The following is a 14,084-nucleotide window of genomic DNA, read 5'->3' on the forward strand; positions in this document are numbered from 1 at the left end:
TTGAACAATGTGAAGGCCAGCGTCTTTAGGCGCTGGTCGGTAACAGCCCCTTATAGGGGCAGAGCAAACCACCCGTTAGACGGGTGGTGCTGATTCTAGAAATGGCAGAGAGCATGAAAAATAGACAAGAGAGCAGGAAATTGTCTGCTAGCTTTTTCCTGGCTCATAGGGATCCTCTTCATAATCAAACTCTGTTTTTTTCATAGTTGCTTTGTTAGTAAAGCATTTGTATTTATTATTATTTTTGCTTATATTTTTCAATCGATCATAATCATCTTCTTCATAATCAAATTCTGTCTTAAAAAAACTATTTTTACTGATAGTAATCACACCCCTTCAAATATGAGAAAAATCGCAAGATAAATATTTAAAAGTATTCTAGTGTATTTTATCACATTAGAGCTTATAATGTCCAAAGATATTGAGCTAAGTATATATCAACGAAATATATATACTTTTTTTATGTCAAAACAAGATGTTTGTTGAGTATAATACATGTTTTTATTATTTGATTTACTTAATTCACTTTTTTAAGGGTATCTTCTTTTGAATATTTGTTATATAATGGAAGCGGATACAAATCATATACTAATTTATTAAAAATTAGATGTGATAAAAAGACTAAAGTCAAACATTGTAACTTGAGGGCAGGCTTTATGATTTTTAATCAACTATTAGTGGTTATTGGAGGAGTGTAAAATGGTGGTCAAAAAACTTAAGATTATATTTTTCTGTCTAATATCAGCATTTACTTTACTACTTATTGGCTGTTCAAAAAATGATGAAATTGATGAAGTCAATAGCAATGAGGTAGAAATCATTGAAGACGATACTACTGAAACAAGTGATATTAATAAAGAAAATTTAGGTATAGAGCAAGAAGAGTATGATGAAGACATTAATAGTTCAATTGATTCGAAAATAAATGAAATACCTAAGAAGATTTCAGGAGAAAGCTATGTACCAAAGTTTGTTGCTCAGAAAGATGGATGGATTTACTATATCAACATAGATGAAAATAATGAATTATACAAAATCAGAGAAGATGGAACTGGAAAAGCTAAATTATGCAGCTATAGTATGAACATAGAAAAAGAAAAGATAGAAAGATTAAGCTATGGTGCAGTTACTAACTTAAACATTGCAGATGACTGGATATACTACAGCAACCTATCGGAAGATGGTAAGATATATAAAATGAAATTAGATGGAACACTGAAGACAAAAGTAAACGATGTTGAATCAAGCTATATGGTTATTAACGATAATTGGATTTATTTCTGCAATGGTAAAGATAATAATAGCATATATAAAATCAAGATAGATGGAACTAATATGGAGCAGATTAATACAGATAAGAGTAAAGATATTATGGTTTCAAATGGATATATATATTATTTGAACATGAATAAGCATGATGTATATTCATATCTATATAAAATGAAGCTTGATGGAGGACAAAAAACAGAACTTAAAGAAATATCTATAGCTAGTTATACAATGGCAGGAGATTGGATTTATTTTGTAGATGGAGAGGATATGTATAACAGTATCTATAAAATGAAGAATGATGGAACAGAAGTTACTAGATTATATTCTTCAGATTGTGGCAATATATATGCTGCAGATGGCTTCATTTATTATGAGGGACAAGTATACGATTATAAAGAATTGTACTGCTTAGATATAACTGGATTGGAAGAGAAATATATAATAAGCTATGGTAATCCTAATAATTTTGATATTAAAGATGATTGGATATTTTATATAAACGGGTTAGATGGTAATAAACTATATAAGGTAAATATTAATACTTTAGAAAAAGTAAAAATAAGTGATGCAGGAGTATCATATTCAGAGATTTACAAGGATGATATTATTTATATTACTGAGACTAAAGAGAAGAGCATGTATAGTATGAACTTAGAAACTAATAAAACTGAGTACTTAGACAGCAATGTTACTGATATAGTTAAAATACAAGATGACTGGATTTATTACACAAATGAATCAGATAAACTATTGTGTAGAATTAATATTGAAGACATAAATGAAAAACATATTATTAAATCACCATTTGTTAAAGATATACGTGGCGGAGGTACAGAATTTTATACACAATTACAGCTAGAAGCAATCAAAGTAGAAGGAGAGTGGATTTACTACCTTAATAGAGAAGATAATCATCGATTATATAAGATGTCATTAGATGGAACCAAGGATACAAAGTTAACTGATTATTACATAGATGGGTTTGTTATATATGAAGATCAAATTTATTATACAGACGAACAGATAGAAAGTATATATAAGATGAATATAGATGGAAAACAGAAAACTAAGCTATCAGATGCTTATTTTGTTCAAAACATTTTAACAAAAGATAACTGGGTATATTATAGTCCATCTGATGATTCAATTTGTAGGATAAAAAATAATGGAAGTGATAAAACAGTAATAGAAAATGACAAAGCTTATGATATTAAGATTAAAGGAGATAGTCTTTACTATATAAAGTATCGTGTAGGAAGCATTCCAGATGATGATTATTTTGAAGTTATTAAATCAGATTTAGATGGAACAAATAAAACAACGCTTACTAGTGCAAATGGAGTGATTGGAAACCTGAAAATACAAGATGGTAAAATCTATTACTGTAAATACCTAGAGGGTAAGAAGATTATAAAAATGAATATGAATGGGAAAATAGTTCAGATTATTGACTAAATATATAATACCAAAAAGGAGATATAACAAAATGACTTTTTTAAAACAAATAGATCCTAAATATGGATTTATAGCTATATATCTGATTTCTTGAGATTAAACAAGTTGTATTATATTGAAGAAATAATTATATGTGCATCTTGGATTATTTTGTGTGCTTATAATATAGTTGTCCAACTGAAGAATGGAGAAGTAAGAGAACGAGGGATTAATACAATCAAAGGTATGCTTAAATGGGAAGATATAGAGAGTTACGAACTATCAGAGAATGATGTATTACAATTGTTTACAAACAAAAAAACAATATTAACTAAGAAATATAAAAAAATAAAATTTGAAATCAATGAAGAACAAGCTGAAAAAATCAAAAAAACATTAGATAAGTTTATTTCTTAAAATCACCCACTCATTATGAGCGGGTGATTGCTGGATATTAATTTTGTATTTTACTATTAATAATTTGTATTTTTCTTTTCCAAACATTATATTGAATGAACCAAACGATAATATAAATTATTACAAAGATTAATAAATAACTTATCAAACCCCAAATAGAATGCCCCATCCAATTACAAACATAAGCTATAGGTAACATGACCAAAGTAGAAACACAAAAATGGACAAAGGTTTGCTTTAAAATACTCCAGCTATCAAACTCCCAAATGATGGACGCTGATGCAAAAGCTATTCCTAAAGCACCCGACAAAAGGAATTGTAATATAACTGCATTAATTTCATTCTTAGATATTTGAATGACAGATGGTACAACTGGAGAATAATAACCATTTGCCCAAACAAGTGAAATCAATATAGAAATAGTGTAGCTAATGAATACACCTAAAATGAATCCCAAACCTCCGCGCTTAAGTGCTTTTCTTAACATAATAGTTCACCTCATACTCCTAAGAATTTTTTTATTTTCATTACATAACGTCGAGAAACATAGGATTTATCACCCGATTTAAAAATAATGCAAATAGTGCCGTTATAGCTTATATCAAGATTCTTAATCTTTTTAAAATTAACAATTTCTGAGTTTGATATACGTATAAAATTAGAAGAGTATAGTTTGTTTTCTACTTCGTATAATCTCAATTTGAGTGTAAAAACATCCTTATCTGTTTTTGCATATACTTTTTGTTGCTCTGCATAGATGCGGACAATTTCATCCAATTGTAAAATTTCTAATTTTTCATTTTTATAACCAATAAGGTTAAATGGCTGTTTTTCTGATAACCTTTCCACTAATTCATTTATTTCTGTCGTTATCTCATTTGTATGTATTACTATTTTGGGGGTAGTACATTTTTCATCAATTTTTACTTCTACCTCCATACGATTCACCTCCCATAGCCATACCAGTTAACTGTGATTTTATTATAGTGTATTTTGAATTATAGTGCTACAAATTTAATATAAGTGGTTAATCTTAATCAATAAGTGGTAATAAAGAAGTAATAAGTGTTCTTGTTTGGTACTATATATAATATTGGACATATCACTTAGAGATCAAATCTAATAACAATATGATAAAAACTTTCTAAGCTAGAAGAGAGGGGAGAAGAAAAATGTATAATTTTGATGAGGTCATAGAAAGACGAGGAACAGATTCTGTTAAATGGGATTTGTTAATAGAACGATATGGTAGAGATGATTTGCTATCTCTATGGGTTGCAGACATGGATTTTAAACCATCCATTGCTATACAAGAGGCTTTAGAGAAAAAAGCAAGAGACAGTGTATTTGGATATACTTTTGTTTCTGACTCGTATTATGATGCTGTAATAAGCTGGATGAAGAAAAGGCATAACTGGGATGTAAAGAAAGAATGGATCAAGACTACTCCTGGTGTAGTAACAGCACTTAGTCATGCAATAAAGGCCTTCACTAACCCTGGAGATGAAGTTATTGTTCAAAGTCCAGTGTACTATCCTTTTTATAGTGCTATAAGGAATAATGGATGCCAAATAATAAACAATCCTTTAATATATAAGGATAATACATATGTTATGGATTATGAAGATTTAGAAAGGAAAATAAGTCCTCGGACTAAATTGTTATTTTTATGCAATCCACATAATCCTGTAGGCAGAGTTTGGACAAGAAATGAATTATTAAAGTTAGGAGAAATTTGCCTTAAAAATAACATAATAATAATATCTGATGAGATACATTTTGATTTGATTCATAAAGGATATAATCATACAGTAATGGCTACAGTTTCCTCTGAGATAAAGGAAAACTGTATAGTTTGTACGGCTCCTAGCAAAACTTTTAATATTGCTGGATTACAAGTATCAAATATAATTATACCTAATGATAACTTAAGAAAAGTATATAACAATGAATTAGAAAACAGCTCTATTACAGAACCTAATTTATTTGGAATGGAGGCTTTGAAAGTAGCTTATAGCCAATGTGAAGACTGGTTAGAAGAGGTGCTGGAGTATGTAGAAGGAAATATAGACTTTTTTACCAAATATATAGAAAAGAACATTCCTCAACTAAAGGTGATTAAGCCTGAGGGAACGTATTTAATATGGGTAGATTGTTCAAAGTTACATATGAATCCTAAAGAACTTAGAGACTTTTTTATTAATAAATGTAGAATAGCTTTGGATGATGGAGAAATATTTGGAAAAGAAGGAGAACAATTTCAAAGATTTAATGTAGCATGTCCTCGTTCCATATTAGAAGAAACTTTAAAAAGAATTGAACAAGCTGTTAAAGCTTTATAAAAGATCGTATCTTCATGTTAGTAATTCACTAATAGTTGAATCAGTATATTAAAGGTAATAAAAGATGAGTATCATATCTTATAAACATTAGTATAGATATGATACTTGTCTTTTTATATGTAGTTAATTTTTAATTATTACAGTAGAAAAAATATTATTTAACAGTAAAATTTGAGTATTTATTTACATCTTTTTTACTCTATATAAACTAGCTCGATTAGAGAAATTAATATAATAAATATAATAGCTGAATACTTGAACATCCTTAAATTCGTCTGGTAATCTACAGCTATGTAGAAATTTCTCTGAGGAACAATGTATAAATTAAATTTAACCAAACTCTCTCTGTAAAAGGTGAAGACTAGAATATATACTTAATATAGATAGATTAAGAGGGATGCATTAGCTATGTTTAAAGAAAAAATGAGAAATTTCTATCGAGAAGTTAAGGAGGGTAAGCAATGAGTGATAGTAGTAAAGTATACGATATTGAAACTTATATTGCTGAAATTTATGATGAAATTGAAAACTTTACCGACGATGTTTTATTGATAAAAAAACTTATACATAATAAGAAAATGAATATTTTAGAGCCATTTTGTGGAACAGGAAGAATAACATTATCACTAGCTAATGATGGCCATAAAATTGTTGGAATTGATAATGCTAAGGGAATGATTGATTGGTATAAAAGAAAACTAAAAAGCGCAAGCTCACCGATAGAAAATGTTGAGTTAATACAAGAAAATGTATTAAATTATGAGTGGCCAGTTGGATTTGACCTAGTCATATTAGGTGGAAATTGTTTTTATGAGTTGGCTTCACAGGAAGAACAGGAATTATGTATTGAAAAAGCATATAAAAGTTTGAATGCAGAAGGATACATTTATGTAGATAATGATCATATGGAAGGTGATCTAGACTCTAGTTGGCAGGAAGAAGGAGTAGTTAGGAAGTCTTTATGTGGTACCACACAAGATGGTTCTATTGTTGAAACGACAAGAAAGACTATTTGGTATGATATAAAAAATCGATTGGCCAAATTTGAAAGAAAGGCAAAAATAACGAAAAAAACGGGAGAAATAATTGAAAGTATGTATATCCAACAAAAGCATCCAGTAAGCACGTATGAAGTACAGTCATGGCTAGAAAAACATGGATTCAAAATCATAAATAAATACGGCGATTGGAATGGCAAAACCTATACAGAAGACTCGAAACGAGCTATTTTTTGGGCTCAAAAGAAAGGATAAGCTGCTAGACAGCAGATAACAGCTTAATCTTGACAATTTATATAAGACATATAAAGATTTCTCTTCTTTATAATTTTAAGTATTTATCCAATGAACACTTTATTTTTTTAAGAATAAAATAATCTATGAGGGAAATGGGTGGCATTTTGGAAAATATTTATTATTATGTAAAGGGGAGAAAATCATGAGCTTTATAACTAACGTTATTGCAGATAGATTTAGAGATAAAAGCTTTGATATAGCTAAACAAGATTATAAATTCATGAAGATAAAAATGGCCAAAGAAGAAATCAAAAGAAAATACCCAGATAAAGAACTAATCGATATGGGCGTAGGAGAGCCAGATTCACCTGCTGACCCTATGATTGTTGAAATGCTTTCAAAAGAAGCAGGAAAACCAGAAAATAGATTTTATGCTGACAATGGAATAATAGAATTTCAAGAAGCGGCAGCAAAATATCTTAAAGAAGTTTATGGAGTGGATGATATTGACCCTTGTAGTGAGATTTTACATGGTATAGGGGCTAAGTCAATTTTATCTATGATACCACTATGTTTCATAAATCCAGGAGATATTACTATTACTACATTACCAAGTTACCCTATAATATCAACTCATACCAAATACTTAGGAGGGGTTGTGTATAGACTACCTCTAACTAAGGAAAATAATTTTTATCCAGACTTTTCTAAGATACCAAATATAATATTATATAGATCAAAGCTTTTATATATTAATTATCCCAATAATCCAACAGGACAAATTGCAACAGAAGATTTTTATAAAAGAGTAGTAGAGTTTGCACATAAAAATAATATTATAGTTGTTGCGGATTCATCCTATGCAGCATTAACATTTGATGAAGTCAATCCGCTTAGCTTTCTATCTATCGATGGAGCTAAGGATATAGGGGTTGAAATTCATTCATTATCTAAAGCATTTAATATGACTGGATGGAGACTTGCCTTTATTGCAGGAAACTCTGAAATAATAAACATATTCGGCAATGTTAAGGCTAATTGCGACTCTGGACAATTTAGAGCTATTCAAAAAGCAGGGGTACTTGCACTTAATCATCATGAAATAACTATGAGATACTGTGAAAAGTATTCAAGAAGATTGGATATGTTAGTTGCTGCCTTAAACGAAGTTGGATTCGTTGTGGAAAAACCTAAAGCAACCTTCTATTGCTATGTTCCTATTCCTAAAGGAACTAGATCGGGAGAAATATTTGAAAATGCAGAAGATTTCTCACTATACCTACTAAATAAGGCATCCATTTCTACTGTTCCATGGAATACTCCAGAACCATACATAAGATTCTCAGTAACCTTTGAGGCAAAAGACCACAAAGAAGAGATAAGAATAATAAATGAGATAAAGAATAGACTTTTAGAGCTTGAGTTAATGTTTTGAACTTAGTTGGTAGTGAGAAAATCAGTTGTTTACTATACAATTAGATATAAAACTAATGAAAGAAGTAAATGACTATCTAGAATCTAATGTCATTGAAGAGTTGGCAGGTATTTAGAGGTCATTTATTCAATTGTTAGGCAAAGGATACATCAATAGACGAGCTTGAAAGTATTAGAATAAAAAAGAATATAAGAAGAGAATGTTTCTAGCATTCTCTTTTTTTGAGATTAGAAACTGCTTTTGGGTATAACTTATATAAGGAATATACATACTTTTATATAGATACTAATAGATTACAGACATCAAATATTTCTTAAGTATGTAATAAGGAGGCTGCCATGAGCAAGATTATTGATTTGAATAAGTCTGTTTATGAACTATACAAATTATATCCAGAAACAATTGAAATAATGAAGGAGTTAGGGTTTGAAGATATATCGACACCAGGAATGATAAATACAGCAGGTAGATTTATGACAATTCAGAAAGGTGCAAAATTAAAAGGCATAGATATATCCAAGATTAAAGAGGCTTTTATTCAAAATGGATTTAAAATTATAGAATAGGAGGATTTTTATGAGTGAGTTTATCAATAACAGAGAGTATAGAAAGAAGGTATTAAAGGAACTTATAATGGAGCTTCATAACGGTAAAAAACTTGAAGAAGTGAAACCTAAATTTGAAGAAACCTTCAGTGATATTTCTTCAACAGAAATTGCAGAAATTGAACAAGAAATCATAATGGAAGGTATGCCAGTTGAAGAAGTACAAAGGCTTTGTGATGTCCATGCTTCCATATTTAAAGGAAATATAGAAGACATTCATAGACCACCTGCTGAAATCCCGGGGCACCCTGTGCATACGTTTAAGCTAGAGAATAGAGCACTCGAGAAGCATATTAATGAAGTTATCACTCCACATTTGGATGCATTTAAAGAATCAGACAGCAAAGAAAATATTTATCAATTAATTGAAGATATTAACCTGCTTCTAGACATTGATAAACATTATAGCAGAAAAGAAAATATACTGTTTCCGTACTTAGAGAAGTATGGTATTACTGCGCCACCGAAGGTTATGTGGGGCGTAGATGATGAAATAAGAAGTGAAATTAAAGAGGTCAAAAAATTATTACAACTCTATAATTGTGATAAAGAAGAGATACTTAACAAATATAAAGCAGTACTAGAAAAAATTAATGAAATGATTTTCAAAGAAGAAAGTATACTATATCCTATGGCATTAGATACATTAACTGAAGATGAATGGGTTAATATAATGAATGAGAGCTCTCAGATAGGCTATTGTCTAGTGGAACCACAGGATAGATGGGTACCTGAAAGAGTAGATGTTGAAAAGAAAGAGGAAGAAGAGGGTAAGTACGCTTCAAATGGTTATATTAAGTTCGAAACAGGTATATTGACAGCAAATGAAATAAGCAATATATTTAATCATCTTCCATTTGATATAACTTATATTGATAGAGATGATGTTGTAAAATATTTCTCCCACGGTAAAGAAAGAATCTTTGCACGAACTAAATCTGTCATAGGAAGAACAGTTCAAAACTGTCATCCTCCTGCTAGTGTTCATATCGTTGAAAAGATTCTGGAGGATTTCAAATCAGGGAAAAAGGATCATGAGGACTTTTGGATTAAGATGGGTAATATGTTCGTATATATAAGATATTTTGCAGTTAGAGACAAAAATGGAGAATATATGGGTACTGTTGAAGTAACTCAGAATATAAAGCCGATACAGGATATTGAAGGCGAAAAAAGACTGCTCTCAGAATAATTTTACTTTACAAATATTATAGTTTGCGAAAAATAAAATAAGAATTGGAGGACGCTACAAATGAAAACTGAAAAGCTTGCAGATAAAATGGTTTATTCAGAACAGAGTTTTACTAAAAGACTATTATTTAGTGAAGAAAAAGTACTTAACTTTATTTTAAACCTCATGCCAGAACAGGAGATTCCACCTCATAGACATGAGGACAGTGATCTTATACTTCACGTTTTAACTGGAGGAGGATTACTTACTGTAGACGATAACACGCAAAGTATAACTTCAGGAGATGTTATATACTGTGTGGGAGAAGAAGAGTTTAGCCTTAAAAATAATTCTAATGAAAATCTCTCTTGCTTTGTTGTTATAGCACCAAGGCCAATACCTAAAATATATGCCGAAGAAATTAAAGATGGTCAATAGGAACAAGAGAAACGTCTACTCCTGTTGGTAGTTTTAAGATAGTACAAAAAGGTATGAGGGGAAAAAGGCTTAGAACTAGATGGATGGGTATAAACGTACCCTGGATTATCAACTTATAGGAATACTATGCTAACAAATGGCTAAATATAGCCATCGATGTTTCTGGAATTTATACCAAATATACAGGGGTGTACAAGCGTATAAGATTAAATTACTACCTGCCTATATAAAATTGAGAGGATACCTTTTGGTATCCTTTTGTTGTTTATGAAATGAGGAGTTAGTTCATAGAAAACTAGCATAGGAAGTTTTAAAAAACTTGATGACATGAAACGACTATATTAGACAAAGGTTATTTTAAATATATGTAGAATGAAGTACTATAGTAAAAATTCATGTAATTGATTTCAGTAGCATTATTGAAAGAACTATTCTTTAATACTTTAAATTGAGTTTATCAAGGTTGCCCTAAATTGAAGAAAAAGTGAATTAGAATTAATAATTTAAAACTATATACAACAAATGACAATAAATACCAATACAAAGGTATGATTATAATGATAAGAGAATCATTTACATTCAGTGCATAATCCATAACAAAAGCTATTTCTAGATAACATCCAAATAAGATTAAACTTACAAGAGAGGTTGTATTGTGCTTTGTTGACATTTTACGTTCAGAACAACTATAATAAAATCGAGAAATTGTATATTTTGGATATTACTTTTAGAATTTTTATTATCAGAAAATGGTCTTTGTATGAAGAATAATTGAAAATCAAGTTCAAAAGCTTTGTACGACAAATATTGATCCTAGTGTTTTATGCAACTATATGGGGATGTAAAAATAGAATGCAGAGTGGAGGACAAAAAAATGGGTGAAATAATAAAAACGATTGAAAAAGAGACATATGGTATGAGTTTCAAGTCATATAAGTATTGCCATGATACTGAGGAACGCTCTGGTATTCAATATGACGATAATACCAATGTAGAATGGAAAGAGTACGGAGAAACGGAAAAACATAAAAAACCTGTTAATTTAAAATTAGAAGCTGATAGACGGAAAGGTTTAAAATCAATTTTTACATATTTTTTGGATGGGTCTCGTCATACTTATAAAATTGATGATATGTCATATAACAAAAATGTATACCCTGTATTGGCAGGACAAGTTGGCGTAGGTTGTTGTAAACGTGAGAATAAAAAACTATCTCCAGAATTGTTCTATAGAAAAATGGTAATCGTTCTTCCTAATATCGCTTTTAGAGATGGGTGGGACGAGAGAGTAAGGGCTGCTGACTTACTTAAGCAAGTTAACGGGATACCGAAACTCTGTAAACAATTTAATATTCAATTTGATGATATTTTAACTTATACGAGAGATAAAGATGATAAACTAGAAAAAAAGGGCGTTGCTGTTATACAAGACTATATGGTATCGTTAGAAAAAGATATTGTTGCAGAATTGGTCTTAGGTGGAAAGTTAAATCAGGATAATTATTTAATCAAAGATGGGTCTATTGATTACCAGAAGGTATCACATCATAAAAATAAAAATGCTAAAAATTTAAGTGATAAAAGAATTGCTAATTACTATAAATATGTAATCGGTGTTTCTAAATCCTTTGACCCGACTAAGTGTTTTGTTAAGGGTGGAGGGTCAAATTCTGACTTTATTGCACAACTTAAGCCTTTCGAGCGAACACCAGCTTATATGTATCAGTCTACAAGAGCAGGGGAAGATGTATATTTTTGTATTTGGTATTTACGTTTAAGGGAAGCTAGATACACGCAAAGTATATTTGATGGAGTTGTAAAAATAGAAAAACTGGTTGTCAAAGAATTTGAAAAACAAAATGGTATCCCGTCTGACGAGATTGATAATATATCTGCTTTCTTATTGAATGAACGTAATCCTGTTTGCTATGGTACGGATTCACGATGGGCGAATCATATTTATCCAGTGTATTTAACTGAATCTTTTGTTAAGAGTAAGTATCTAAGTAATAATATGTTCATGAAATTATTTTAGGAGGGTCAAATAATGAGTTTAATAGGTCGTGTGATAGCTACAGAGAAAGTACCGACAACCATTGATGACTTTTGCTTTTGGACAAGTAAGGACTTAATTTTGAATCCTTTTGATGTGGTTAAGGTGAAACATGTAAATCAAAGTAATACTTTTGCGGTGGTTGAGGAAATATCCCATATTACAGATTCAGCTAGTTTTTTGTCTGATTTTATATCAAATGATTTTGGCGATGTTGATGCAGAAGCGGGTACATTCCGCATAGGAATGAACTATGTAAAGGCCAAAGTTGTTGGAAATACCAAAAATATTTTTATTCCAGTGCAAAGCAATGCAAAAGTATTTTTGGCAACAAAGGAAGAAGTAATCGAAGCACTGGGTTTAGATAATATAAAAAATCCGTTGGTATGTGGTTATTTAGAAATGTATGAGGGAACTAATGAAAAAGAAAAAATCATGATTCCAGTTAACATTGACGCTAAATTTCTTATAGGACCAGACGGTGCTCACCTGAATATATCGGGTATTTCTGGTTTAGCAGCTAAGACTTCCTATGCAATGTTCCTTTTGAAATCTATTCAAGATAAATGTCTCGCTAGTGAAGAAACTGAAGATATTGCGTTCGTTGTGTTTAATGTAAAAGGTAAGGATTTGTTAGCTCTTGACGAACCTAATGATTTTGATAATAATATTAAAGAAGAGCACAATACAAAAGAATTTTATAAAACACTTGGACTTGAAACATCACCATTCAAACAAGTTACTTATTTGTATCCTTACTCAAATCAAAAAAAATCTAACACTTATGTAGATAAAGAACTGTTTAAAAAGCAAACTGATTTGAATAAAGCCTATCAGTATAAATTTGAATATGAAAAAGATAAAGAAAGTCTTGATTTAATGTTTTCCAATATTGATGATTCTACTCAAACAATGGACTCTATTATTAGCCGTATTATAGATAATCAAGATGGATTTGGTTCAATTTCAGATTGGCAGTCATTTATTTCTAAGCTAGAAGATCGCTGTGAAGCAGGAAATTCAAATAATAAAGACATATCTGTTCTTAGTTGGCGAAAATTTACTAGGATGGTTAAAAAATCGATTAAGAATAATTATTTATTTTCTAATGTAAATGAACATAACCGAGAAGTGCGAATTGCAGAGAAAATTAAAGATATTCAAAGGAATGACGTATTTGTTATTGATATTGCAAAATTAGACTCAGATATGCAAGCATTTGTTTTTGGTTATACAGTGCGTGAGTTATATAATATTCAATTAGGAGAAAAAGATACAACTGAAGGCAAAAAACCACCATCTAAGATTATTATTTTTATTGATGAATTAAATAAGTTTGCTTCTACTGAAACACCTAAGGATTCACCAATTTTGAAGCAGATCTTGGATATAGCTGAAAGAGGACGTTCTTTAGGAATTATTTTATTTGGAGCAGAGCAATTTAAGAGTGCAATACATAGTCGTGTGACTGGTAACAGTTCTACCTTTGCTTATGGTAGAACCAACGCTATTGAGCTATCCAAGGGTGACTATAAATATATCCCTAATGTATACAAAAACATGATGACTCGATTAAAGCAAGGCGAGTATATTATTCAAAACCCTATATTTAGATCTTTACTTAATATTAAATTTCCAAAACCATTGTATAAACAATTTAAGTGAGAGAGTAGGCGAATTTT

The 14,084-nt window shown here is 30.2% G+C and carries 13 protein-coding genes; 10 read left to right on the forward strand and 3 right to left on the reverse strand.

The annotated features are described in order from the left end of the window. Nucleotides 1-147: 147 nt before the first annotated feature. Nucleotides 148-330 carry a hypothetical protein gene (locus HNR33_RS18450; RefSeq protein WP_429086276.1) on the reverse strand — a complete coding sequence of 61 codons (183 nt, stop codon included), beginning with the start codon at nt 328-330 and terminating at the stop codon, nt 148-150. A 369-nt stretch (nt 331-699) separates the two neighbouring features. Between HNR33_RS18450 and HNR33_RS18455 the strand changes: the two genes are divergently transcribed. Next, nucleotides 700-2,727, forward strand: a complete 2,028-nt coding sequence (locus HNR33_RS18455) for a DUF5050 domain-containing protein (protein ID WP_429086278.1) — start codon at nt 700-702, stop codon at nt 2,725-2,727. A gap of 90 nt (nt 2,728-2,817) precedes the next feature. Continuing rightward, a complete protein-coding gene (locus HNR33_RS18460) occupies nt 2,818-3,123 on the forward strand; it encodes a DUF5673 domain-containing protein (protein ID WP_429086280.1) in 306 nt (101 codons plus the stop codon). A gap of 37 nt (nt 3,124-3,160) precedes the next feature. On the opposite strand, the gene HNR33_RS18465 is transcribed toward HNR33_RS18460, so the two are convergent. Both HNR33_RS18465 and HNR33_RS18470 read right to left on the reverse strand, forming a co-directional pair. After that, nucleotides 3,161-3,610: a DUF3021 domain-containing protein gene (locus HNR33_RS18465; protein ID WP_429086282.1), complete on the reverse strand. Its 450-nt coding sequence runs from the start codon at nt 3,608-3,610 to the stop codon at nt 3,161-3,163. 11 nt (nt 3,611-3,621) lie between these two features. Next, entirely contained in the window at nt 3,622-4,062 is a 441-nt protein-coding gene (locus tag HNR33_RS18470; protein ID WP_429086285.1) for a LytTR family DNA-binding domain-containing protein, read from the reverse strand. Between the two features lie 233 nt (nt 4,063-4,295). On the opposite strand from HNR33_RS18470, the gene HNR33_RS18475 reads away from it, so the two are divergent. The 8 genes from HNR33_RS18475 (at nt 4,296) to HNR33_RS18510 (ending at nt 14,067) form a co-directional block, all read left to right on the forward strand. Next, the gene (locus HNR33_RS18475; protein WP_429086287.1) at nt 4,296-5,465 is read left to right on the forward strand and encodes a MalY/PatB family protein; all 1,170 of its coding nucleotides are present in this window, start codon (nt 4,296-4,298) and stop codon (nt 5,463-5,465) included. A gap of 461 nt (nt 5,466-5,926) precedes the next feature. Further along, complete coding sequence (locus tag HNR33_RS18480; protein ID WP_429086289.1) at nt 5,927-6,718, forward strand: class I SAM-dependent methyltransferase; 792 nt, start codon at nt 5,927-5,929, stop codon at nt 6,716-6,718. A gap of 184 nt (nt 6,719-6,902) precedes the next feature. After that, complete coding sequence (locus HNR33_RS18485; RefSeq protein ID WP_429086292.1) at nt 6,903-8,135, forward strand: LL-diaminopimelate aminotransferase; 1,233 nt, start codon at nt 6,903-6,905, stop codon at nt 8,133-8,135. A gap of 338 nt (nt 8,136-8,473) precedes the next feature. Beyond that, nucleotides 8,474-8,701 (forward strand): DUF1858 domain-containing protein, encoded by a 228-nt coding sequence (locus HNR33_RS18490; RefSeq protein ID WP_429086295.1) that lies wholly within the window; start codon nt 8,474-8,476, stop codon nt 8,699-8,701. A 10-nt stretch (nt 8,702-8,711) separates the two neighbouring features. Continuing rightward, a complete protein-coding gene (locus tag HNR33_RS18495) occupies nt 8,712-9,932 on the forward strand; it encodes a DUF438 domain-containing protein (RefSeq protein ID WP_429086298.1) in 1,221 nt (406 codons plus the stop codon). Nucleotides 9,933-9,992: 60 nt separating this feature from the next. After that, a complete protein-coding gene (locus HNR33_RS18500) occupies nt 9,993-10,349 on the forward strand; it encodes a cupin domain-containing protein (protein ID WP_429086301.1) in 357 nt (118 codons plus the stop codon). 859 nt (nt 10,350-11,208) lie between these two features. Next, nucleotides 11,209-12,384: a hypothetical protein gene (locus tag HNR33_RS18505; protein WP_429086304.1), complete on the forward strand. Its 1,176-nt coding sequence runs from the start codon at nt 11,209-11,211 to the stop codon at nt 12,382-12,384. Nucleotides 12,385-12,396: 12 nt separating this feature from the next. Beyond that, complete coding sequence (locus HNR33_RS18510) at nt 12,397-14,067, forward strand: ATP-binding protein (RefSeq protein WP_429086306.1); 1,671 nt, start codon at nt 12,397-12,399, stop codon at nt 14,065-14,067. Nucleotides 14,068-14,084 lie beyond the last annotated feature (17 nt).

Origin of the sequence: Brassicibacter mesophilus (assembly GCF_050433385.1) — a bacterium.
GTDB lineage: Bacteria > Bacillota > Clostridia > Tissierellales > Proteiniboraceae > Brassicibacter > Brassicibacter mesophilus.

Bases quoted from the DNA above. Each gene is read 5' to 3' on its own strand.
- HNR33_RS18475 (WP_429086287.1), top strand. From the start codon at position 4,296: ATGTATAATTTTGATGAGGTCATAGAAAGACGAGGAACAGATTCTGTT.
- HNR33_RS18490 (WP_429086295.1), top strand. From the start codon at position 8,474: ATGAGCAAGATTATTGATTTGAATAAGTCTGTTTATGAACTATACAAA.
- HNR33_RS18470 (WP_429086285.1), bottom strand. From the start codon at position 4,062: ATGGAGGTAGAAGTAAAAATTGATGAAAAATGTACTACCCCCAAAATA.
- HNR33_RS18510 (WP_429086306.1), top strand. From the start codon at position 12,397: ATGAGTTTAATAGGTCGTGTGATAGCTACAGAGAAAGTACCGACAACC.
- HNR33_RS18465 (WP_429086282.1), bottom strand. From the start codon at position 3,610: ATGTTAAGAAAAGCACTTAAGCGCGGAGGTTTGGGATTCATTTTAGGT.
- HNR33_RS18455 (WP_429086278.1), top strand. From the start codon at position 700: ATGGTGGTCAAAAAACTTAAGATTATATTTTTCTGTCTAATATCAGCA.
- HNR33_RS18485 (WP_429086292.1), top strand. From the start codon at position 6,903: ATGAGCTTTATAACTAACGTTATTGCAGATAGATTTAGAGATAAAAGC.
- HNR33_RS18500 (WP_429086301.1), top strand. From the start codon at position 9,993: ATGAAAACTGAAAAGCTTGCAGATAAAATGGTTTATTCAGAACAGAGT.
- HNR33_RS18480 (WP_429086289.1), top strand. From the start codon at position 5,927: ATGAGTGATAGTAGTAAAGTATACGATATTGAAACTTATATTGCTGAA.
- HNR33_RS18495 (WP_429086298.1), top strand. From the start codon at position 8,712: ATGAGTGAGTTTATCAATAACAGAGAGTATAGAAAGAAGGTATTAAAG.